18 protein-coding genes and 2 tRNA genes are annotated in these 23,337 nt (G+C 38.7%); 17 read left to right on the forward strand and 3 right to left on the reverse strand.

Translation table 11 applies throughout. The annotated features are described in order from the left end of the window. Positions 1-38: 38 nt before the first annotated feature. Positions 39-123, reverse strand: a tRNA-Tyr gene (locus HGG78_RS09340). 80 nt (positions 124-203) lie between these two features. Continuing rightward, positions 204-288 (reverse strand) — tRNA-Tyr (locus HGG78_RS09345). A 325-nt stretch (positions 289-613) separates the two neighbouring features. Between HGG78_RS09345 and HGG78_RS09350 the strand changes: the two genes are divergently transcribed. From HGG78_RS09350 to HGG78_RS09425, 16 genes are all read left to right on the forward strand, one after another. Next, a complete protein-coding gene (locus HGG78_RS09350; protein WP_172532726.1) occupies positions 614-1,675 on the forward strand; it encodes an efflux RND transporter periplasmic adaptor subunit in 1,062 nt (353 codons plus the stop codon). Beyond that, the gene (gene vexH, locus HGG78_RS09355) at positions 1,675-4,785 is read left to right on the forward strand and encodes a vibriobactin export RND transporter permease subunit VexH (protein WP_172532727.1); all 3,111 of its coding nucleotides are present in this window, start codon (positions 1,675-1,677) and stop codon (positions 4,783-4,785) included. Before HGG78_RS09350 ends, vexH begins: the two co-directional genes overlap by 1 nt. 327 nt (positions 4,786-5,112) lie before the next feature. Then, a complete protein-coding gene (locus HGG78_RS09360; RefSeq protein WP_172532728.1) occupies positions 5,113-5,625 on the forward strand; it encodes a low molecular weight protein-tyrosine-phosphatase in 513 nt (170 codons plus the stop codon). Positions 5,626-5,907: 282 nt separating this feature from the next. Beyond that, complete coding sequence (gene wecB, locus HGG78_RS09365; protein WP_172532729.1) at positions 5,908-7,026, forward strand: non-hydrolyzing UDP-N-acetylglucosamine 2-epimerase; 1,119 nt, start codon at positions 5,908-5,910, stop codon at positions 7,024-7,026. A 17-nt stretch (positions 7,027-7,043) separates the two neighbouring features. Next, on the forward strand, positions 7,044-8,285 hold the full coding sequence (vpsB, locus tag HGG78_RS09370) for a UDP-N-acetyl-D-mannosamine dehydrogenase VpsB (protein ID WP_053310303.1): 1,242 nt from the start codon (positions 7,044-7,046) through the stop codon (positions 8,283-8,285). Continuing rightward, positions 8,282-8,833 (forward strand): serine O-acetyltransferase, encoded by a 552-nt coding sequence (locus tag HGG78_RS09375; protein WP_172532730.1) that lies wholly within the window; start codon positions 8,282-8,284, stop codon positions 8,831-8,833. The genes vpsB and HGG78_RS09375 overlap by 4 nt, the downstream gene beginning before the upstream one ends. Further along, positions 8,830-9,975, forward strand: a complete 1,146-nt coding sequence (locus tag HGG78_RS09380) for a VpsD family glycosyltransferase (protein WP_254068186.1) — start codon at positions 8,830-8,832, stop codon at positions 9,973-9,975. The genes HGG78_RS09375 and HGG78_RS09380 overlap by 4 nt, the downstream gene beginning before the upstream one ends. After that, positions 9,972-11,396, forward strand: a complete 1,425-nt coding sequence (locus HGG78_RS19245; RefSeq protein WP_170894829.1) for a lipopolysaccharide biosynthesis protein — start codon at positions 9,972-9,974, stop codon at positions 11,394-11,396. The genes HGG78_RS09380 and HGG78_RS19245 overlap by 4 nt, the downstream gene beginning before the upstream one ends. Further along, positions 11,365-12,594, forward strand: a complete 1,230-nt coding sequence (locus tag HGG78_RS09390; protein ID WP_216835519.1) for a VpsF family polysaccharide biosynthesis protein — start codon at positions 11,365-11,367, stop codon at positions 12,592-12,594. Before HGG78_RS19245 ends, HGG78_RS09390 begins: the two co-directional genes overlap by 32 nt. A gap of 29 nt (positions 12,595-12,623) precedes the next feature. Next, the gene (locus HGG78_RS09395; protein WP_053310299.1) at positions 12,624-13,112 is read left to right on the forward strand and encodes a serine O-acetyltransferase; all 489 of its coding nucleotides are present in this window, start codon (positions 12,624-12,626) and stop codon (positions 13,110-13,112) included. A 17-nt stretch (positions 13,113-13,129) separates the two neighbouring features. Continuing rightward, positions 13,130-14,476, forward strand: a complete 1,347-nt coding sequence (locus HGG78_RS09400; protein ID WP_172532731.1) for a phenylacetate--CoA ligase family protein — start codon at positions 13,130-13,132, stop codon at positions 14,474-14,476. Further along, the gene (locus tag HGG78_RS09405) at positions 14,473-15,552 is read left to right on the forward strand and encodes a glycosyltransferase family 4 protein (RefSeq protein ID WP_172532732.1); all 1,080 of its coding nucleotides are present in this window, start codon (positions 14,473-14,475) and stop codon (positions 15,550-15,552) included. Before HGG78_RS09400 ends, HGG78_RS09405 begins: the two co-directional genes overlap by 4 nt. Further along, positions 15,552-16,718, forward strand: coding sequence for an aspartate-semialdehyde dehydrogenase (locus HGG78_RS09410; protein ID WP_172532733.1), 1,167 nt, complete (start codon positions 15,552-15,554; stop codon positions 16,716-16,718). Before HGG78_RS09405 ends, HGG78_RS09410 begins: the two co-directional genes overlap by 1 nt. Further along, on the forward strand, positions 16,711-17,709 hold the full coding sequence (locus tag HGG78_RS09415) for an acyltransferase family protein (protein ID WP_172532734.1): 999 nt from the start codon (positions 16,711-16,713) through the stop codon (positions 17,707-17,709). Before HGG78_RS09410 ends, HGG78_RS09415 begins: the two co-directional genes overlap by 8 nt. Further along, the gene (locus HGG78_RS09420) at positions 17,687-18,433 is read left to right on the forward strand and encodes a WecB/TagA/CpsF family glycosyltransferase (RefSeq protein WP_053310294.1); all 747 of its coding nucleotides are present in this window, start codon (positions 17,687-17,689) and stop codon (positions 18,431-18,433) included. Before HGG78_RS09415 ends, HGG78_RS09420 begins: the two co-directional genes overlap by 23 nt. Positions 18,434-18,716: 283 nt before the next feature. Continuing rightward, complete coding sequence (locus HGG78_RS09425) at positions 18,717-19,517, forward strand: RbmA family biofilm matrix protein (protein ID WP_053310293.1); 801 nt, start codon at positions 18,717-18,719, stop codon at positions 19,515-19,517. Between the two features lie 70 nt (positions 19,518-19,587). Here the strand turns inward: HGG78_RS09425 and HGG78_RS09430 are convergent, their stop codons facing one another. Further along, on the reverse strand, positions 19,588-20,739 hold the full coding sequence (locus HGG78_RS09430) for a right-handed parallel beta-helix repeat-containing protein (protein ID WP_172532735.1): 1,152 nt from the start codon (positions 20,737-20,739) through the stop codon (positions 19,588-19,590). Between the two features lie 310 nt (positions 20,740-21,049). Between HGG78_RS09430 and HGG78_RS09435 the strand changes: the two genes are divergently transcribed. Then, positions 21,050-23,329 carry a beta-prism lectin domain-containing protein gene (locus HGG78_RS09435; protein WP_172532736.1) on the forward strand — a complete coding sequence of 760 codons (2,280 nt, stop codon included), beginning with the start codon at positions 21,050-21,052 and terminating at the stop codon, positions 23,327-23,329. Positions 23,330-23,337 lie beyond the last annotated feature (8 nt).

The following is a 23,337-nucleotide window of genomic DNA, read 5'->3' on the forward strand; positions in this document are numbered from 1 at the left end:
CCCAACGATTCAATCAAGGTTTCTCTCACGAGAGAATATGGTGGAGGGGGACGGATTCGAACCATCGAAGGCGGAGCCGGCAGATTTACAGTCTGCTCCCTTTGGCCACTCGGGAACCCCTCCAGGGTTTTTTCCTATTCTTAAAATAGGCTCAATTGAAGTTTTCCCAACGATTCAATCAAGGTTTCTCTTACGAGAGAATATGGTGGAGGGGGACGGATTCGAACCATCGAAGGCGGAGCCGGCAGATTTACAGTCTGCTCCCTTTGGCCACTCGGGAACCCCTCCAGGGGTATTTTTTATGCTCTTAAAGCATACTTAAACAACGTTTTCCCAACGCATTGCTCAAGTGCGGAGCGCATCATAGCAAACTCGCTCTTTGTGTAAAGACTTTTTCTTATGATTTCGAATCGAATGCTGCCTTTTTGGACAAAGAAGCGCGTAATGAGTGGTTTTAGCAACAGAAAGCTATCTAAAACAGCATATGTGCTGTGTGTTGAATACTCAAATCATGATGTAGATAGCACTTATTTGATCAGATTTACACTCCTTGACGTTTGAATACCGTATAAGTCGTTACAATACCCTCAGTTTCTAACTATTGAATAAAAACATGAAAAATACGTCCGTTCTCTCATTGATTATTATCGCTTTGTTGGCTGCACCTCAAACTGCATTGGCAGCGCAAGCACCTAAGAAAGCACAAGCGGTCGCTGTCGTTACCGAACAAGTGGCGACTCATCAAGTGTCTCAATCACTATCTTTAATTGGTAAGTTACAAGCCGAGCAGTCGGTGATCATCTCGTCTGAAGTGTCAGGTAAGGTTGATAGTATTGCGATTAAAGCGAACCAAGAGGTCAAAAAAGGTCAGCTATTAATCCAATTGAATGATGACAAAGCGAAAGCTGCGGTTTCAGAAGCGAAAGCATATTTGAAAGATGAACAGCGTAAGCTCAAAGAGTTTGAACGCCTTGTTTCTCGCAATGCCATTACACAAACGGAAATTGACGCTCAAAAAGCGAGTGTGGAAATTGCTCAAGCGCGGCTCGATGCTGCCAATGCCAATTTAAAAGACTTACATATTGAGGCTCCTTTTAGTGGCACCGTCGGGTTTGTGGATTTCAGTTTGGGTAAAATGGTCAGTGCCGGAACAGAATTAATTACCTTGGATAACCTTTCCATTATGCAGCTCGATATTTTGGTACCTGAACGTTATTTGTCGATGATTCATAAAGATATGCAGGTAACAGCTAAAAGTAATGCATGGCCAGATAAAACCTTTGAAGGCAAAGTGGTTGGTGTGGATTCAAGAATCAACAGTGAAACATTGAATTTACGCGTTCGAATCCACTTTGCAAATCAAGAGCGTCAACTTAAACCTGGCATGCTTTTGTCTGCAAAATTGGATTTCCCTGCTATCGAAGCACCGATCATTCCGGTACAAGCTCTCGAATACTCGGGTACTAAGCGCTACGTCTACGTTGTTGAGCAAGAGAATAAAGCGCAACGTACAGAAGTGTGGTTAGGGGCACGTATTGAAAACCAAGTGGTGATTGATAAAGGCTTACAGATTGGCGATAAAATTGTTGTACAAGGTATTGTTAACATGCGGAATGGGGTCAGCGTGATGGAAGTTAATACCGATGGCACGCCAGTAGCGAAAGGTGACAAATAATGTGGTTGTCTGATGTTTCTGTAAAACGCCCCGTTGCTGCTGTCGTTTTAAGTTTGCTGCTGTGTGTGTTTGGTATCGTTTCATTCTCCAAGCTCTCGGTACGAGAAATGCCGGATATTGAAAGCCCCGTGGTTTCTATCAGTACCCGTTATGAAGGTGCATCGGCCACCATCATTGAAAGCCAAATTACCTCGGTACTTGAAGATCAATTAGCAGGTATTAGCGGCATTGATGAGATTGAGTCGACGACGCGCAATGGTATGTCTCGCATTACTGTAACGTTTGAGCTGGGATATGATCTTAATACTGGTGTCAGCGATATTCGTGATGCGGTCGCAAGGGCGCAACGTTCACTACCCGATGAAGCCGATGATCCTACCGTCTATAAGAATAATGGTTCAGGTGAAGCGTCTTTATACATCAACCTTAGTTCTTCAGAAATGGATCGTACTCAGCTAACCGACTATATAGAACGAGTATTGATTGACCGTTTCAGTTTGATTTCGGGCGTGAGCTCGGTTGATGTGTCTGGTGGTTTGTATAAAGTGATGTACGTTAAGCTCAAGCCTGAACTGATGGCTGGTCGTGGCGTGACGACTTCCGATATATCGAGTGCACTGCGCAGTGAGAATATTGAAAGCCCTGGGGGGGAAGTCCGTAATGATTCGACGGTGATGTCAGTCAGAACCGCTCGCTCTTATAAAACCGCGCAAGACTTTGAGTACTTAGTTGTTAAGCGTTCCAGTGATAATACTCCTATCTATCTAAAAGATGTGGCGGATGTGTTTATTGGTGCCGAGAACGAAAACTCCACTTTCAAAAGTGATGGTGTGGTGAACGTGAGTATGGGGATTGTGGCTCAGTCTGATGCGAACCCTTTAGAGGTTGCTCAGCGTGTCCACAAAGAAGTAGATGATATTCAGCAGTTTTTACCCAAAGGTACTCGTCTCGCGATCGATTACGATTCGACGGTTTTTATTGAGCGTTCAATATCTGAAGTTTATAGCACGCTCTTTATTACCGGTGGCTTGGTTATCCTCGTGCTCTATATTTTTATTGGGCAAGTCCGCGCGACCTTAATTCCAGCGGTGACTGTACCAGTTTCACTTATCTCTTCTTTTATTGCTGCATACTACTTTGGTTTCTCAATCAACTTGATAACCTTGATGGCGTTGATTTTATCGATTGGTTTGGTAGTTGATGATGCGATCGTGGTAGTCGAAAATATCTTCCACCATATCGAAAATGGTGAAAAACCTCTGTTAGCAGCCTATAAAGGGACTCGTGAAGTAGGGTTTGCCGTTATTGCGACAACATTAGTATTAGTGATGGTGTTCTTGCCTATTTCGTTTATGGACGGAATGGTTGGATTACTCTTCACCGAATTTTCGGTATTGCTTGCGATGTCGGTTATTTTCTCGTCGCTGATTGCTTTGACATTAACACCTGTGTTGGGCAGTAAGATTCTAAAAGTAAACGTAAAACCAAATCGTTTTAACCAATTTGTTGATCGTCTTTTCGGGCACTTAGAAGGTGGCTATAAATCCGCATTACGTGTGGCGATAAATTGGAAATGGGTCGCCCCAATTGTGATTTTGGCCTGTATTGGCGGCAGTTATGTCTTAATGCAAAAAGTACCATCGCAGTTAACTCCGTCAGAAGACCGTGGTGTTATTTTTGCTTTTGTACGTGGAGCGGATGCGACCAGTTATAACCGAATGTCTGCCAATATGGATTTGGTTGAAGAGCGTTTAATGCCGCTGCTTGGTCAAGGTTTTTTAAAATCTTTCAGTATTCAATCTCCCGCCTTTGGTGGTAATGCTGGTGACCAAACGGGTTTTGTGATCATGATTTTGGATGATTGGGATCAGCGCAGCCTTACGGCACAGCAAGCACTAGGTGAGGTGAGAAAATCACTGGCTGGTATCCCAGACGTGCGTGTTTTTCCATTTATGCCTGGTTTCCGAGGTGGTTCGAGCGAACCTGTTCAATTTGTGCTTGGTGGGTCAGATTACCCAGAGCTTAAAAAATGGGCTGAGTTGTTAGAAGTCGAAGCCGAAAATTCGCCTTATATGGAAGGCGCGGATATTAATTACTCCGAGAAAACACCAGAGCTTGTGGTAACGGTTGATAAACAGCGTGCGGCGGAGTTAGGTATTAGTGTTACTGATATTTCCGATACCTTGGAAGTGATGCTCGGAGGTAAAAATGAAACTACCTTTGTTGAGCGTGGTGAAGAGTATGACGTCTATTTACGTGGTGATGAAAATAGTTTTAATAATGCCTCGGATCTAAGTCAAATATACATGCGAACGGCATCGGGTGAATTGGTCACCTTAGATGCTGTTACTAAAATAGAAGAAGTCGCATCATCCATTCGTCTTGCGCACTACAACAAGCAGAAGTCGGTCACGATAACCGCTAACTTATTAGACGGCTATACGCTAGGGGAGGCACTAGACTTCCTCGATCAAAAAGCAGTAGAAATACTACCAAGTGATATTTCAATTAGTTATTCGGGAGAATCCAAAGACTATAAAGAGAATCAATCGAGCGTTGCCATTGTCTTCGCACTGGCATTGCTGGTGGCTTACTTAGTGCTAGCAGCGCAGTTTGAAAGCTTTATTAACCCTTTGGTCGTGATGCTAACCGTTCCGATGGGGGTATTTGGTGGTTTTCTTGGCCTGTTCATTATGAACCAAGGTATGAATATCTATAGTCAAATTGGGATGATCATGCTGATTGGTATGGTCACTAAAAACGGAATATTGATTGTGGAGTTTGCTAACCAACTGCGTGATAAAGGGGTAGAGTTTGAAAAAGCGATCATCGATGCATCTGCACGTCGTTTAAGACCGATTATGATGACTGCTTTTACTACTTTAGCGGGTTCTATTCCTTTAATTATCTCTACTGGTGCTGGCTATGAAAGCCGAGTTGCTGTCGGGACAGTTATTCTATTTGGAATGGGTTTCGCTACTTTAGTGACATTGTTTGTGATACCAGCAATGTACCGATTGATCTCCGCATCGACCCAGTCACCTGGCCATGTTGAAGCTGAGTTGAATAAAGAACTTTCTCAAGATATCAAAACAAGAAGTATCCACTAATAAATATGTTGAGCCTGTATAACGCAGGCTCTTTTTTTGTCTTTAAAATGGTTAATGATTACAACTTTCGACATTCTATTTTCAGCGCAGTAATTCTATAGCTTTCGCTAATATACCTGTAACTATAATCGACATTTCAACTAGTTGATGATTGTGTAAATAATCCATCAAAATAATGAAATGACTATTCTGAAATACATCCTTGGTTTAATTAAAGGTAGGCTCATTTTTGAGACACCCATTTATTGCCATCTTGAGATACTCTACTCATCGCTTTCAAACATAAACCAATAGTGACACATTGAAGTGAATGCATCAGTAAACATCATGGACAATAAAAGACGCTCTATTCTCATAGTATGCATGGGTAATATATGCCGTTCTCCCCTTGCTGAAGCTGTTTTACGCCAAAAAGCGCAACAATGCGGAATCGATTTAACCGTAGAGAGTGCCGGTACTGTTAACTTTCAAGTTGGCAAAGTGCCTGATCCTAAAGCTGTTTTCGTCGCAAATCAGCGAGGCTTGGTTATGTCTGGCATGCGAGCTCGACAAGTCTGCGTCGAGGATTTTGAGAAATTTGATTTCATCTTTGCCAGTGATAAAGCAAACCTAGCGGATCTTGTTGATATTTGCCCGGCAGAATATCGATACAAACTTTCCCTCTTTTTAGCGCATAGTCATATTGGTGTCACCGAAATTCCAGATCCTTATCAAGGAAATGTTCGTAAGTTTGAGCAAGTTCTTGAACTTATAGATAGCGGGGCTCAAGACATCATTGAGTATATTTCCAAGTACGATCAATTCAAGGAAAGTGAGATGCGGCTTTGTGTAACAACATAGCGGATTTTATATTTCAGATAATATTTTTACTCCCCAACATATAAAGCGGTAGCGGCTTTACAAAATGAATTACTTTCCATGCAGAGCGTATGGGAATAGGTTTTTTGCGCCTTATATAAGGCCAGTTTATTAAAAATAATGGGTTTAAAGACGCAGTCTAGAGGCGACATCTAGTGGCGGTAGCGTACTTAAAATCACCATCAATCAGTTGGGTTTACAAAGAAGTGACATTGACCCTGGTTCTAAAATGTCTCTTGGCTTTAATTATAGGAAATAGAGAAAGTGAAAAAAATTCTAATTGCGTTTGGTACAAGACCTGAAGCGATCAAAATGGCGCCATTGGTCCATCAGTTAAAGCAAGATGAGCGTTTTGAAACAAAAGTTTGTGTCACGGGTCAGCACCGAGAAATGCTTGATCAGGTGCTAGATTTATTCGAAGTCACGCCAGATTTTGACCTCAATATTATGGAACCAGGCCAGACGCTAACCACAGTTACCACCAAAATTTTAATCGGTATGGAAGGTGTACTAAAAGACTTTCAACCAGATGTTGTGCTGGTTCACGGTGATACAGCTACAACTTTTGCTACATCACTAGCCAGTTATTATCAACAAATTGCGGTTGGTCATGTTGAAGCGGGTTTGCGTACCGGAAATATTTATTCTCCTTGGCCTGAAGAAGCAAATCGAAAATTAACAGGCTCGTTAACTCAATATCACTTTGCACCGACAGAAACGTCAAAGCAAAACCTGCTAGACGAAAATTACGCTGACGAGAATATCTATATCACAGGTAATACCGTCATCGATGCACTGTTCATGATTAGAAATAAAATTCACAGTGAAGCCGATCTCAAAGCAACCTTGGAACACCATTTTCCAATGCTTGATAAAGATAAAAAATTGATCCTCGTGACAGGCCACCGCCGTGAGAGTTTTGGTGATGGCTTTGAACGCATTTGTGAAGCATTGCTCACAACCGCGAAGCAGCATCCAGATAGCCAAATTCTCTATCCTGTGCATCTTAATCCTAATGTTCAAGAGCCAGTCAACCGTCTATTACGTGGTGTCGACAATATATTCTTAATCGAACCGCAACAGTATCTACCATTTGTTTATTTGATGGACCGAGCTCACATCATCTTAACCGATTCCGGCGGCATTCAAGAAGAAGCACCATCACTAGGTAAACCGGTACTTGTGATGCGAGATACTACCGAAAGACCAGAGGCAGTGAGTGCAGGTACGGTGAAATTGGTGGGAACCAATACTCAGCTGATTTGCGATGAATTGAGTAAGTTGCTCTCAGATCAAGATGCTTACCAATTGATGAGCCAAGCACATAATCCATACGGTGATGGCCAAGCCTGTCAGCGTATTGCAGACGTTTTAGCACAATAAAGATTTAAGGAAATAAGATGTTTAATAAAGTATCAGTAATTGGTCTGGGTTATATCGGTTTACCAACGGCTGCTGTTATTGCTTCTCGCGGTATTGAAGTTATTGGTGTTGACGTTAATCAACATGCGGTTGATACCATCAACAAAGGTGAAATTCACATCGTTGAACCCGATTTAGATATCGTGGTTCGCAGTGCGGTCATGACCGGTAAACTAAAAGCGACCACAACACCAGAGCCAGCCGATGCCTTTATGGTTGCGGTTCCAACCCCATTCAAAGGGGATAATCACGAACCTGATCTGAGCTATATTGAAGCAGCAGCAAAAGCGATTGCTCCAGTGATCGAAAAAGGCAACTTGGTGGTACTTGAGAGTACTTCCCCGGTTGGTGCTACGGAAAAACTTTCCGCTTGGTTAGCAGAAGCACGTCCTGATTTAACCTTCCCACAGCATAAAGGCGATGCGGCCGATATCAAAATTGCGCACTGTCCAGAACGTGTATTGCCAGGTTATGTCTTACAAGAATTAGTGAGTAATGACCGTGTCATTGGTGGGATGAGCAAATCGTGTAGCGAAAAAGCGATGTCACTGTATAAGACGTTCGTCAAAGGCGAGTGTATTGTCACCAATTCACGTACAGCAGAAATGGCTAAGCTAACAGAAAACTCATTCCGCGATGTTAATATTGCCTTTGCTAACGAGCTATCTTTGATTAGTGAGAAATTAAAAATCAATGTGTGGGAATTGATTAAACTGGCTAATCGCCACCCTCGAGTGAACATTTTGAACCCAGGACCGGGTGTAGGTGGTCACTGTATCGCTGTTGACCCGTGGTTTATCGTTAACAGCTGCCCGGAAGAAGCAAAACTGATCGCGGCAGCAAGACATGTTAATGATGGCAAACCACACTGGGTTATTGACCAAGTTAAACAGGCCGCAGACCAATTTAAAAAACCGGTTATTGCATGTTTAGGTCTTGCTTTCAAAGCAGATATTGATGATTTACGTGAAAGTCCTGCATTAGATATTACAACTCACCTAGCGCAGGACGATATTGGTCAAATTCTTGCGGTAGAGCCAAACATTCATTCATTACCAAACAAACTAGCAGAAAACGGTGTTGAACTTGTATCACTAGAGCAAGCGCTAGAATTAGCAAACATCGTTGTAGTATTAGTTGATCACAGAGATTTTAAAGAAGCGGATAAAACAGCATTTGCGAAAAAAGTAGTGATTGATACTAGAGGTGTGGTTGCTTGAGTTCAGCATTCGATCTAATTAAGGCTGATCTGTATCGTCATACAGGGAAGTTGTCGACGGGGTTACTCATCAAGAACATGATGTTTAACCCTGGCTTTAAGTATATGTTTTGGTTCCGATTATGCCGAAGTAAGAATTATCTCTTACGTTCATTTGCTAGGCTAATGCATAAAAATTTATCCATTAGATACCAAATACAAATACCGAAAGAAACCAATGTTGGCCCTGGGTTATACCTAGGGCATGGTACTGGGATAATTATTAACAGTACGGCAAAAATTGGTGCTAATTGCAATTTGAGTCCTTTTACTGTGGTTGGTTCTAATCACAGTAAAGCGGCAACGATTGGCGATAATGTTTATATAGGTCCTCACGTTACTATCGTTGAATCAGTGCATATCGCCAATGGTGTTGAAATCGGCGCAGGCAGTGTGGTGGTAAAAGATATACCGGAATATGGCGTTGTTGTCGGTAATCCAGGCCGAGTACTCAATCAAGGAAGTGTTTGCCGTTATATACAAAACCCATATCTGAAAAAGGAAGGATGATGAGGAAAATATTGCTTGTCGTTCCTCTCAGCACGGTTAAATGGGGGAATGAGAATACTGGTGGTGTCGATAGTGTTTGCCAACAAATTGTCCGTTTCTTGGCTGAAAATCCTCCTGATGGCTATATTTATGAAATACTTGCCATCAAGGTTGGAGTCTCAGATGTTGAACTTTTTAAAAAACAAAAGTTGCATGAACGCGTTACATTAACCTTTATTCCTAACAAAGGTAAAGTTCACGGGGTTAAGCTTCCTGGATTTCTTTTCCAAAATTATCATTTAAATAAAATCTGCAAGCGATTCAAGCCGGATATCGTCCATAGCCATCTATTGAGTTTACCTCTGTATCTACAAGCGGGAATCAAATCTGTAGTAACACTTCATTCATATGGAAAAATCGCAAGAACTCCAAGAGGGAAAATGAATGATATCTTGTTTGAACATATACTCCCACGTAGAACATTGCATTTAGCTAATAAGATTACATGTGTTGGTGATATTCTTTGCGATGCAATAAGAGAAATATATCCAAATAAAATAATAAAAATCGGTAATCCTATTGATGATGCGTTTTTTAACGGTTGTAATGACAGGGGGGTAAACAATTCAACTCTCCGGTTAGTGACGTGCTCAATTATCACTCCGAGGAAACAAATTGACAAAATGATAGAGCTTATGAGCGAATTATCTAAACATATAGATATAGAGCTTATTGTCATTGGACCCGGTGGAAGTGCATATTTAGCTGAATTAAAGCGTAAAGCATCCGATTTGATGATTGATAATAAAATGCATTGGTTAGGTTCTATGTCACAACCTGAAATTTTTGAACAGTATAAAAAGTCTGATGCTGCCATTTTTTTATCTAAAGAAGAAACTTTTGGATTAGCACCGTTAGAAATGTTAGCTACAGGTCTCCCCCTCATTTCTACCAGAGTCGGTATTTTAGATGAACAATATGCATTTTTTAAAGAAAGCGGTGTATTGTTTGTAGATCTAGAAAATGTCACTAATTCTGTAAAGGACTGCTTGGGTTTTTTAAATAAACCACATGAAATTGACCGAGAATTATTGGCTAATCGATTTTCTGCAAATAGTATTGTTCAGCAGTATCAGAGTGTGTATCGGGAGTTAGAAAGGTGATCAATAAACTTTTCAAATACGCACCTGTACAACTATTCTCAGCACTAAGTCTATTTGTCCTGATTTCAATTCAAACTCGTTTTTTAACCCCTAAAGAGTATGGCTTATTAGCCATTCTGCTTGTTTTCTCCGAAGGTGCTAGATCCGTACTAATACAGTGGGTAAATAGTTGCCTAATCAGATTTTATTCAACTTCTGATGCGGATGTTAAGCCCAGCTTTCAATCTCAAACCACCCGGTGGCTAATTTATAATTTATTAATATCTAGTGTCGTTATCGCTGGTTGTATGCAGGTGTTTTCTAATTTTTCTTGGGTCAATTTCTCTGCAATTTATGCATTACTTATCAGTAAAAGTATTTATATGTACCTAATCGAGTGTGCCAGAGTTGAAGAGCGAGTGTCGCTATACCGTCGCACAGTATTCTTGCAGGCAATGCTGGTTATGATCACTAGTTTTGTTATTCTAAATTGGCATGCACACATTTTGTCTGCAATTTTCGCATTAGTGTTGAGTTATTTTATCTCAATTATTATCGCTGGTTATAGTGGAAAAATTACTCTTAAATTAGATAAACCGATGCGTAAGGAAGTGCTTAATTATGGTATTCCTTTCATGGTCTCAGGTCTACTCGGCATTTTAGCGTCTCGAAGTGATAGAGTATTGGTAGCCACTCTTGCCAATTTAGAGCAAGCCGGCCTATATGCCGCCATTGCAAATTTACTGCTAGGTATCATGGCGCTTGTTTTTATGATTGTTGCACTACCATTATTTCCAGAGTTAACTAAAGTTGTTGATGATAAAGAGAAGCTCTATCAACAGCATCGCTATTATGGTGGTGTGTTATGCGCCTTAAGTCTACCTGCAACCATTGGAATTTGCTTACTTGCTTCTTCATTTGTGGAAGTGTTTTTGGGTAAATCCTATCATGTAATGGATTTGAAAATATTCTACCTTTTAGCGTTTTCAGCTTGGTTTTTAAATATTAGAGGTCATTTTTTAGATCATGGTTTTCAATTTATATTGAAAACAAAATGGATGCCACTTTTGACATTCTGTACTTTGGTCACTCAAATGGTGCTCTCGTTCATCCTTATTCCCCAATATGGTGCCTTAGGTGCGGCAGGGAGTTTAGCTATCGCATTTTTTATCGGTGCAATATGCAGTCTTTGTATGGGAACATTCTTAGGCTACCGTTATCCATTACCTCAATGTTTACTCCAAACAGTCATTGCATCTAGTATTATGTCATTAAGTATTTTTTGTGCTAAGTACTATGTGGCTGAATTTATTCCAGTAGTTAAATTGTTATTACTCGTTGCTGTTGGTTGTTTATCATATACTGGTGCTCATATCGTACTGAATAGCTTTTCTGTTCGAGGTCATTTCAATGATTGGAGAAGAAAACGTGCGAAGTGTTAATACCTATGTGCCTATTTTAATAGCGATCATAGCTTCTGTTTTTTTAGGTAGCTACCTTCTTGAGAACTTAGGAATTAATTATGTTTCGGATGGTGGTTCTGCGCTACTTAAAATACATTTGTATACATATATTATTTTCGGTATGTTTACTGTTTTAGCAATGAAATTTGGACCAACATGGTTTTGTGAACGACTTGGTTCATTTAATAAAATATGGTGGATTGCTATATTTTCTTTATCATTTGTCATTATATACGGATATTTCAGGCATGGAACGTCTGGAATGGCATACTTGATCAATACATTTCTTGCTCCAATGTTGTTTATTCCTTTGCTTTCTAGCCTAGATGATTTTCAAAAAGATAAAGTTATTAATCTGATTTCATATTTGATATTGCTTAATTCAGTGATCGCAATTTTTGAATATTTAACAAGTTCTCGTGTTGTTGATGTTGACTTTCAGGCATTTTCATTCTTTCGTTCGAGTGCTCTGCTTACTCATCCACTTAATAATGCATTGATTACGGCTAGCTTAGGGTTGTTAATATTTAAACGGACTTTATTGCCTGGTTTTCTTTACATATTGATTACTCTATTAGGTTTATTCGCTTTTGGTGGGAGAGCAGCGTTAGTTATATTCTCATGTATGTTTATTTTGTATTGCATTCCAAGTGGTTGGAAGTTTATAACGACAGGGGTTAGAGGTGATAAAAGAAAGATAGCGTTATTTATGTTTTTAGGATATTTCGCTTTTATGTTCTTTGTCTTTATCATCGTTGGTTCTGGCATTACTGAAAGAATTATGTCTAAACTTTATATTGATGGAAGCGCATCAGCGCGTATCGATGTATTTTTCCTTTTTGATCAATTGACAGTGTCGGAATGGATTTTTGGTGCTAGTCACCGATTACTAGAGTCCATAGAGTTATATATAGGCATAAATGTTATTGAAAATTACTTTATAGGTTGGATTTTTACATTTGGTCTAATGGGGACTATTCCTTTATCAATATGTGTCTTTTTAACACTATATTATTTTGCTAAAAATGGAGATGTAGCATCTAGACTTGTTGTTGTTACATTTATGATTGTCGGTCTTACAAATAATTCATTAACAACGAAGACTCCAGTTCTACTCTTACTTTTTAGTGTGTTGTATTTGAACTCTGTTAGAAAAACACAGGTTAATACTTATTAATAATCAAAATATCAGGAGCTAGACTTTTAATGCCTAATGCTATCTTTTTCTATCGAATTTCTAGGTGGCTCTATCTTAAGAAAGTTCCATTTTTACCAAAGCTACTTCAGCTCGTTATATTCATATTATACAACTCGAAAGTTCCACCAGATGCAGATATTGGTAAAGGATCGTTTCTAGTCGTAAAAGGTGTTGCTGTTGTTATTATTAATGGCGCAAAAATCGGCAAGCGCTGTCGGATAGGTATTGGCTGTAGAGTCGTTGGAAAAGGTCCATATAAAAAGGTTCCAGTTATCGGAAATGATGTTTTCTTAGGTCCAGGTTGTGTAATTGTTGGGCCCGTGATTATTGAAGATAATGTGGTCGTTGCGCCTAACTCTGTTGTCACAAAAAGTGTACCGAAGGGTTCTATTGTTGCTGGTGTTCCAGCCAAAATCATTGGCAATGTGTCTAATTTAGATTATGACATTTTGAAGAATGAGAGCTATTTAGATGACAATGCACCTTTTATGAACTAATTTGAGGTTGTGAGATTATGTTTTTAAGTAAAATATATAGAAATTCCCCTTTATTAATTCAGAACCTTCTTCTTAGTTGCCGGGCTATTATTAGGAAGTTTATTAGAGAAAATGGACATCAACAGTCATTAACTCGAGAATTATTACAGCATGATTATAATAATGATCTTTTGAAACGATATAGCGAACTTCAATTGGAATTAGCGTTAAAAAATGCATTGAAAGCTAAGTTTTATAAAGATCGTGTAAAAACCATTTCAGAAAGTGAAGGGTTAGCACATTTTCCAATGATTAATAAAAATGAAGTTAGAAATTGTGCTGAAGATTTTATTAATTCCACAGAAAAAACGACACCGATTAAAGGTGCAACCAGTGGGACGACTGGTACACCTTTGTCAATTAGTCAAAATGTGGAATCCGTGATTCGTGAGCAAGCTTTTGTTGCAAGGCATCTTCAGTGGGCCGGATATAAAAAAGGTGACAAACGTGCTTGGATCCGTGGTGATATGATCGTGCCAATGGAGCAAAAAGGAGCCCCTTTCTGGCGTTATTCATGGTTTGAAAATATGATCATGTTATCTTCATTTCATATGACTCAACAAGCTTTACCGCTATACATCAAGGCAATGGTTGATTTTGGAGTAGACATAATTCAAGCCTATCCATCGTCGATTGTTGCTTTGGCTAAATATTTAGAGTCTAAGAATGAATATTATCCTTCCAATATTAAATCAGTGATTACATCATCAGAATCTTTGTCTGATGATGACCGTAAAGTCATTGAGGAACGATTTAAATGCAAAGTGTTCGATTGGTATGGACTTTTTGAAAGGGTTGCTGCAATTGCTAATTGTGAGCATGGTCGTTACCACGTTCTCACCGATTACTCGCAGGTTGAATTTTTAGATGCAGGAAATGGTACTCATGAAATTGTTGGCACTAATTTCAATAATAGCTACTTTCCTCTAGTTAGATACAAAACTGGTGACCATGTCGTACTGTCTGACGAGAAGCAGTGTCCATGTGGGAGATTCTATCCAATAATTAAACGAATTGAAGGCCGAGTTGGTGATTATTTACTTGGCGAAGATGGACAAAAAATACATATCCTGAATCACATACCGAAAGGGATTGATGGTTTATTAGCTTGTCAATTTGTTCAACACAAGGCCCAAGAAGTTGAAGTTTGGACAGTTAGAGACGAATCAATATTTGGCACTTTGCAAGAGAACCAATTGATTAGCAACACCAAAGAGCGCTTAGGTGAAAGAATGAACATCATCGTAAAATATGTTGATGCATTGCCTAGAACAAAAAATGGGAAAATTAGACAAGCGATATGTAATGTCAAGGATGTGAAGTGAAACAAAAAATAAATTTAACCGTAGCGACGGATCTAAATGGCCAAGGTGGGATTGCAACGGTCTTAAATGTATACAAAGAATCTGGTTTCTTTGCTAATAACAACGTCAAATTAATTTCAACACATTCTACTAAAAATAGATTCGGAAAAATTGGGGCATTTGCATTATTCCTATTAGCAACGATAAAGTTGATCTCATATTTTATATTTTACGATATTGGTCTAGTTCACATCCATATGGCTTCCAGAGGCAGTTATCAGCGCAAGTCTCTTCTTATTAGGATAGCTAAAGCTTTTAAAGCTAAAGTTATATTACATTTACATGGTGCTGAATTTAGAGACTTTTATGCCAATGAATGTGATGAACGCAAACAAGCCCATATCAGACATACTTTTGAAATTTGTGATGTCGTTATTGTCTTATCAACACACTGGCTTGCTTGGGCAAATGAAACGTTAAGCAAAAGTGACCATGTAAAAGTTCTTTACAATGCTGTTCCATCTCTTCGGTTACAGCGTTCGAATGCCCAACCAGGAGTCATAGCTTTTTTAGGTAGAGTTGGGCCTCGTAAAGGTGCATTGGATCTTCTTCATGCCTTTAAAATAGTTAAAGAGGTTTGCCCTCATGCGTTGCTGAAAATGGCTGGTGATGGAAATATCGCAGAATATAAGCAGGAAGCGAAAACGTTGGGTATTGATGATTCTGTAGAGTTTCTAGGTTGGATAAGTGGCCCTGGGAAAATGGAGCTGCTAGAAATAACTGATGTTTATTGCTTACCGAGTTATAACGAAGGATTTCCTATGGGGATCTTGGAAGCGATGTCCGCTGAAATTGCTGTAGTATCAAGTTATGCTGGCGGTATTCCAGATGCCATTACAAACAATATTGATGGCTTGTTGGTTGAGGCAGGTGATATTTATAACTTATCTCAAGCTTTAATATCTCTTATTAATAATCGAGATATTAATCGCCAATTCGTCATTTCAGCTAAGAGTAAATTCGAAGATAGATTTTCAATAAAAGCAATTATTCCCCAGCTACAAAATATTTATAAAGAAGTATTGGATACAGAGTAATGAAAAAAATAGCGGAGATACAAAATATTATTTTTGAGCAAGCTAAGTCTCATCAGTTTGCGGGGTACGATCCATTTGATGGTTTAAATTCACGTTGGTTTAACACATTTCCATCACTTCGCGACTCTTTGATAGGCCTTTGTTGGATTCAATTTTTTAAACGTTCTCCTATTAATATGCGTCCGATTCTAGGTGTACCTGAAGGGCGTAATCCTAAAGGAGTTGCTCTATTTATTCTGGGTATGTTGGAGCAATATAAGGTAACGGGAGATAAAGCATTATTGATTGAAGCCGAATCACTTGCTAACTGGTTAGTGACTCAGTGTTGTGACAAAGCACAATGGGGCACCGCTTGCTGGGGCTACCATTTTGATTGGAAAGCGAGAGCTTTTTTTGTACCTAAAGGTAAACCTAATGTCATTACGACTATCTATGTCAGTCGTGCTCTTTATGATTTGGGGACTCATTTAGGACGTCAAGACTTAATGGATATCGCGTTAAGCAGTGCAGATTTCATCGTTAATCATTTATACACAAAGCTGGAAGCGAGACAGTTTTTTGCTTACATCCCTGGAGAGATGGCATTTGTTCATAATGCCAGTTTGTGGGGAGCTGCCTGGGTTGCATTTGTTGCTAGTAAAACTGGCAATGAATATTATGCTGAGCTTGCGTTAAAAGTAGCATCTCAAAGTGTCAAAGAACAGGTTTCTAATGGTAGTTGGGTTTATGGTGATAGGCATCATCATCAATTTATTGATGGGTTCCATACTGGGTATAATCTTGAAGCACTCTATGAAATTAAAAAATCTTTAGATACAAATATATTTGATAGCGCTATAGAATTAGGGCTTACATATTATAAAAATAATTTTTTCGAGTCGGATGGTACTGCTAAGTATTATGATAATAACCGCTATCCACTAGATCCACACTCAGTGGCACAAGGCATTATTACGCTACTCAAAGTTGGAAAAAAGAAAGAAGATAAGGAATTAGCTGGGAAAATCATTAATAAAGCAATTGATGACTTATATATTGAAAGTAAACAGCATTTTCTTTATCAAAAAACTCAACGTTTCGAAAATAAAATAAATTATATCCGTTGGACGCAAGCATGGATGTACTACTCATTTTCTCTTTATCTAAAGGAACTCAGTGGTGATTAGAGACTTTAAAATAGATAATGCGAAGGGAATTGGTATTTTATTGGTTGTTTTCGGTCATTGTTTGTGGGTGAGTGAAGATATACTAACGTTGATTTACTCCTTTCATATGCCATTGTTTTTCATGATATCTGGCTTTCTTTCGATTAATTCATTGACGACGTATAAAAAAATATTGAGTAGATTGTTTTTGCCCTTTATCTTTTTCTACTTGGTGTCTTACTTGTCATGGTTGCCTTTAAACCTCTTTGGTAATGGTGGTGCATCACAAGTAGATTGGTACTTGCCTCTCAAAGAGTTGCTCTTGTTACAACGTGATAAATTGCAGATCAATGGTGTGCTATGGTTTTTCCCTGCGTTAATTGTAGTGTCAGTTGTTGATTGCTGTTTTAAAGATAAACGCTATGATTGGTTAGGAGTAGCTATCTTTCTACTTCTTACATTGATTATTTCAATTTATGATCTAGATGAGGTTAGTCTGTATTGGTGCTTAGATGTATCAGTCGTATCAGGGCTATACTTCTTTATAGGAAGAGTTATAAAAAGGAAGAATGTTTTAGATGCTTCAATATTTATGGGGAGCTCAAAATACACTTTATTGATCGTTGCATCTTTGTTTTTTATTTTTTTGAGTATGCTGAATTCAAAAGTAGACATTAGATCATTAATTTTTGGCGATCACCTTTCACTTTTTCTAATCAATGCATTATTGGGTTCTCTGATTACATACTTAATATCTTGTATTATAGGGAATTCAAAAACCTTACAGTTTTTATCTATTGCATCTATTACAATATTCCCATTGCATTTAATTGTATTAAGGTTTCTTCATGCTTTCGAAAAGGTCTTTTTTCGAAATTCATCCTTTGAATTTTTTTTACCGTTAATAAATACATTGGTTGCGATATTGATTTGTAGTGTTATTCATGTTTTTTTAAATAAATATTTTGGTTTTTTATTAGGAAGAGGTTATGGAAAGCGAGTTACTAAATAAATCGATTAAGTTCTTAGACACACCGATGCATGTACTGACCATGAACGAAACCGTCGATATTATTAAGCGTAGGATTTTTAGTAAACAGTTTACACAGCATGTGGTCGTCAATGTGGCAAAAATCGTTAATATGCGCAGTGATGTTGAGCTTAATCGTTCAGTTACCGAGTGTGATATTGTTAATATTGATGGCATGGGGGTTGTTTGGGGAGCAAAATTCTTAGGATTTGATGTTAAAGAGCGTGTTGCTGGCGTTGACCTTTTCTATGAATTGAATGCAATGGCTGAACAAGAGAAATTCTCAGTATTTTATTTAGGAGCACAGCAGGAAGTCGTTGAAAAAACATCGACGATTATGCAGCACAAGCATCCTAATTTATTGATTGCGGGCCATAACCATGGTTACTTTTGGGATGATGAGCAGGCTCTGGTCGAGAAAATTAAAGCATCCGGTGCCAAATTGTTGTTTGTAGCAATTACTTCTCCAAAAAAAGAAAATTTCATTAATAAATGGAGAGATGAATTGGGTGTCGATTTTGTCATGGGAGTCGGTGGTACTTTCGACGTGGTTGCTGGTAAGGTGAATCGCGCACCAAAATGGATGCAAAATGCAGGATTGGAGTGGTTATATCGGGTTATCCAAGAGCCTCGTAGGATGTGGAAAAGATACTTAATCACAAACAGTAAATTTGCTTGGCTTTTGCTAAAAGCTAAAATGAAGTGATTTTTATTACATTTTACGCTTGCTTAGAATTGTCATTTTCTATGCTGATTTTAAATAATAACTTTTATCTTAATTTCACCCAATTCAACTAAACTTTACAACTACCTTTTATTGTGGGTTTAATCTCAATTTTATGAAATTGAATGTAACAAAAGAAACTTGTTGATAAATTTTTTTAAATGAATGTCTCAATCTTATTCGAATGTTGAATGATAAATATCCGACTGATAGGCTCTTTCTCGATGAAGTACGGAATTTTCTATCAATCACTTATGGTGCAAAAATGAACAAATTATCTTCTTCTCTATTGGTTGGCTGTTTAATGCTGGCAACCCCTTTTTCAACTGTATCTGCTAGTGAAACGACTACTGCTGATATAGAAAAAATAGCTACGTCTATCGAATTATCTACACAGCAATTGACCGAAGTCGGTGGCTATATTGTCGCTGATGTGACTGTAAAAAACGCTGGTACTGATGCTGCAGACTTAAAATATTGGATTTCAGTAAAAGGTCCTAAAGGTCTTGTTTTTCCTGCAAAAGCTGTTGTACAAGTCAATAGTTCTGAATTTGAAGCTGATTCTGTAGAAAGTGGCTCTGCTTTAAAATTACGTCGTGGCATTTGGGTTCGTGATTATATGGACAATGGTTTGTATACTGTGTCGATTGAAGGTGTTAACACTGAAACAGGCCAAATTTTCAAAGAAACAACCCAGTTTGCCAAAGGTGTCGATCTTTTAAATGCTGCAAACTTGGATGGATTAACTCTAAATACGGCATTAGCGTTCGAAACTTCTGTTCCTAGTGATGGCGGATATATTCCATTATTCGTAGAAATAGATAATGCACGTGACTTCGCTGCTAACGTTGAATTTTGGATTACTGCCGAAGGTCCCGCAGGTTTGAACATTCCAGTACAATCTCGAGTTTTTCTAGATATCAATGCGGGAGATTCATATACTAAATCTCGCGGATTCAAATTTGATGCTAGTTACCCTGCTGGTGAATATAATTTTATTGCTCAAATGTATGATACGGCTACTGGCAAACGCGTTGAACGCTCAATTATTGTTGTGAAAGAATAACTATTATTTAGTTAATAAATTAAGGCCGACTCTATTGATATAGTCGGCCTTAGTTATTTTCAGCCAAACTCTATAGTGGATGATTCTCTTCAATATCTATCTTTTTTGTTTTAGGATCGATGGATATAAATGTTGTTCTATCTTCCAAGCGATATTGATTATTCTTGATAGTTACGTTAGAAAAGGATAATTCGTTGTTTTGAGTTAACGTTCGTATTATAGAACGGTATTTACTCTCGTTAACGTTATCAAATTTAATGTTTTGAAACATGTTATTGGTTATCGATATGTTTCTTATCGGATCTATCGCATTCTCTGTATTGACGAAACTTTGTAATCGAATTCCTTGCTCTGAACCATCAAATACATTGTCATTAATACGAATGTCACCCCATTTGACGTTTTTTTCTGCTCTTGTATTTGGATATACATTGATTAGGAATCCATTGATATTTTTCACTTTATTTTTTTCAAATAAAACATCCGAATAATAACTCAACTCAACGGCTGTTCCATTTATATTTTGAAATGTATTGTTTAGAATTTTCGCATTAGAGACTTCTGTTCTTGAAGATAACTTTAATGTACAGCCATTAAAGTTGTTACCTTTAAATAGTATATTTTTACTCCCCCCTAACTGTGTACCCGCAGTGGCTTGTGTCGTTGTTACTTGCCCACAATTCTCAAAAGTATTTTGCATAACGGTTATGTTATTTGAAGTGACTGCATACATTTCTTCATCTGCACTCGTTGTTAGCCGTAAAGCTGCATCTCCAAAATATCGAAAATGGCTATTTACGATGTAGCTATTTGCCGTGCTTGCAAGGTAGAGCCCTTGCTCTCCCCAAACTGGTTCAATGTCGCCATTATTTAACCCATTAAAAGTAAGGTTATTGACCCATAATCCGTCGGTATACTTTACATAGAATAAGTACTCTCCAGAAAATGGGGCACATTTGCTCAGTTCTGGTTTACCGATCCCTATGATTGATACGTCTTTCTTATTTAGCAAACTGATTGTATTGCATAGTAGGTAGTGACCATCGGGTACGATTAAAGTATCGCCATCTTGTAATGTTGATAGAGCGTCTTGAAACGCATCGCTGTCATCTTTTTGATCATTCGCGATTGCCCCAAACTGTGTTACTGAGTAAATATTTACCAGTGGTTCCATTGCTGTTGGGTAGCTTAAGGATACCGATAGTAGAGCTATTGCTTTCATGAAATTTAAGTCCCTTATTCATATCATGGAATATAACTAGAGTATCACTACTTCAGGTTCTCTATTGATTGTGATTAAGATTCTAGATAAAAAACTATGTAGTCTATCTTATATATGAGACGTCTCATAAATGAGTCGTTAAATCAGGGTCTTTGAGTTGATCCGATCCTTTCCGCTATTGATAATCCACTCGCACTATTAATGAAGCAAGGGACAACCGTAACTAGGTTGTCCTACCAATAAAATAAATCGAGTCAAATTTATATTGATTTGACAAAGAATAATATAAACAGCAGAGGGATGCTTTCCCATGACATCAAAATATTTTGCATTTGCTATCGGCATTTTGTCGTTGAGCAGCTCTGTGGTTCATGCCACAACGACAGATATAGCGGATATATCGACACAGTTAAAATGGTCTTGGAACGGAAGTTCCTTTAAACCTGAATCAGTACAGGTGATGATGACTCCTGTAGTGGCACAACTTAACGATGATAATGGCGATGGTAAAATCGATAATGGCGATGTTGCTGATATTATCATGGTGACCTTCGAAGGTAATAAGTATGCAAATGGTGGACTTGTCCGAGCTTTAAGTGGTGTTGATGGTTCAGAATTATGGACTTACGCTAATGGTGGAGTTATTGCAGAAGCAAGAAATTCACCTGCAGTAGCCGATTTAGATGGTGACGGTGTAGTCGAGATTGTTACTACCACTGCTGTTAGTCAATACATCAATGTGTTAGACAACACTGGTAATATTAAGAAGCAAATTTTAAAAGCAGAAACTGGCTGGCGCTCTATCGGCGAAATATCGTTAGCAGATCTAGACGGTGATTCATCAATAGAAATTTTATCTGCCGATGGTGTATACAACTACGATACCGGATTGTTATTTAGCCATTCATGGGCACCATCTTCTATCAGTGGTGACTTTGATGGTGACCAAGTTCAAGAAGTGTTTTCTGGTGGTGCACTTTATCAAAGTAGTGGCGCTTTAGATTGGCAATATCAAGCCAATGATATGGTTTGGTTTTCATCGTTAGTAAATCTCGATAGTGATGACAGCCCTGAAGTTGTGGTTTCAGTACCGGCTTCATATTCTAATGCTGCCAACAGTTCTTTCGCTGTTTTGGAACATGATGGGTCAACTAAATGGGAAATTAATAACTTGTCGAACCCTGGTGGTGGCGTGCAGGCTGTTGCAAATTTCTTAGGTGCAGATTCTCCTCAAGTACCGCAAGTGTCGAGCCAATCAAAAGTTTTTGGTTATACGCATCATAAGCAATCTTCTACCATTGCTTTTACTTCGGATAGCCAGCTTTGGGTGCGTTCTGGCGCGGCGATCGATGCGGTTGGTAGTGATGCAAATTCTTTAGTGGGTGGGCATGGTGGTCATTTAAACAACCCTGTTGATCTTTCTAAAGTGAAATCTATCGATATTACTTCAGGTCGATACTGGTGGGGTGGCCATCATATTTTAGCGCTAGATTTTAATTTTGTTGATGGCACGAGCACTACAATGGGCTCGAAACATTATGCGTTTTATAAGAAAACGGAACGTTTAACCGTTCCTGAAAACTCAAGCATCAAGGGACTAAAAGCTTGGACTGCTGGTTGGTTAATTGGTGGTTTGCAATTTGAGTTTGCATCAAATACTACTAGCAATGAAGTAAAAGGCATTGTCTATGCGGGCTATGCTGCCGTTGATATGTACAATCAGAACGGTGAGCTAGTTTGGTCATCGCCGAATGATGATATGAACAGCGGCAAAATCGGTGTATCAGCATACGACTTTGATAATGACGGAATTGATGAGGTTTTAGTTCAAGACATCCAAAGAGTCCGCATCCTTGACGGACGTACTGGTAAAGAGCTTGCCGTTATCGCTAATTCTACTAACACATTATGGGAGTACCCAATTGTTGTTGACCTAGCGGGCGATGACAATGCAGAACTGATTGTTGTGGCGAATGATTATAATAAAGCTACTGCGATCAACCACGGTGTTTATGTTTATGAATCGGCAGATTCTAGTAAGCCTTGGAAGAATGCAACACGAATTTGGAATCAACATTCATTCCATATTTCTAATGTAAACCAAGATGGAACAATGCCTACCAGCGCAGAGCCAAGTTGGTTGACTCATAATACCTATCGTTCTAGTACGCTCAGAGGTGCCACAAACTTACAATCACCAATTTTTGGTTATGAATTAGGTCAGGCTACAAAACACACAGTCAAGAATGATGGTGAGTTGTTTGTTCGTTCTGGTCTGGCGATAGATGCGGTAGGCACATCGTTGGATAACCTTGCGGGTGGTAACGGTGGTGCGCTAAGAAGAGCGGTTGATCTTCGTCAAGTCAAAGCTATTGAAGTGACTTGGGGGGCTTACTATTGGGGTGGTAAGCATATCGTTGCGTTGAAGTTTACGTATGCAAATGGGTATTCTGTCACAATGGGGTCAAAGAACTACGCATCAAGTAAAACAACTGACACATTCCACATTCCACAGGGTAAAACTATTAAGCAAGTTAATGTTTGGAGCCAAGGGTGGTTGGTTGAAGGGTTACAGTTTGAACTGAATTAATAGTCAAA

The organism is Vibrio aestuarianus (assembly GCF_012395185.1).
Classification (GTDB): Bacteria; Pseudomonadota; Gammaproteobacteria; order Enterobacterales; family Vibrionaceae; genus Vibrio; species Vibrio aestuarianus.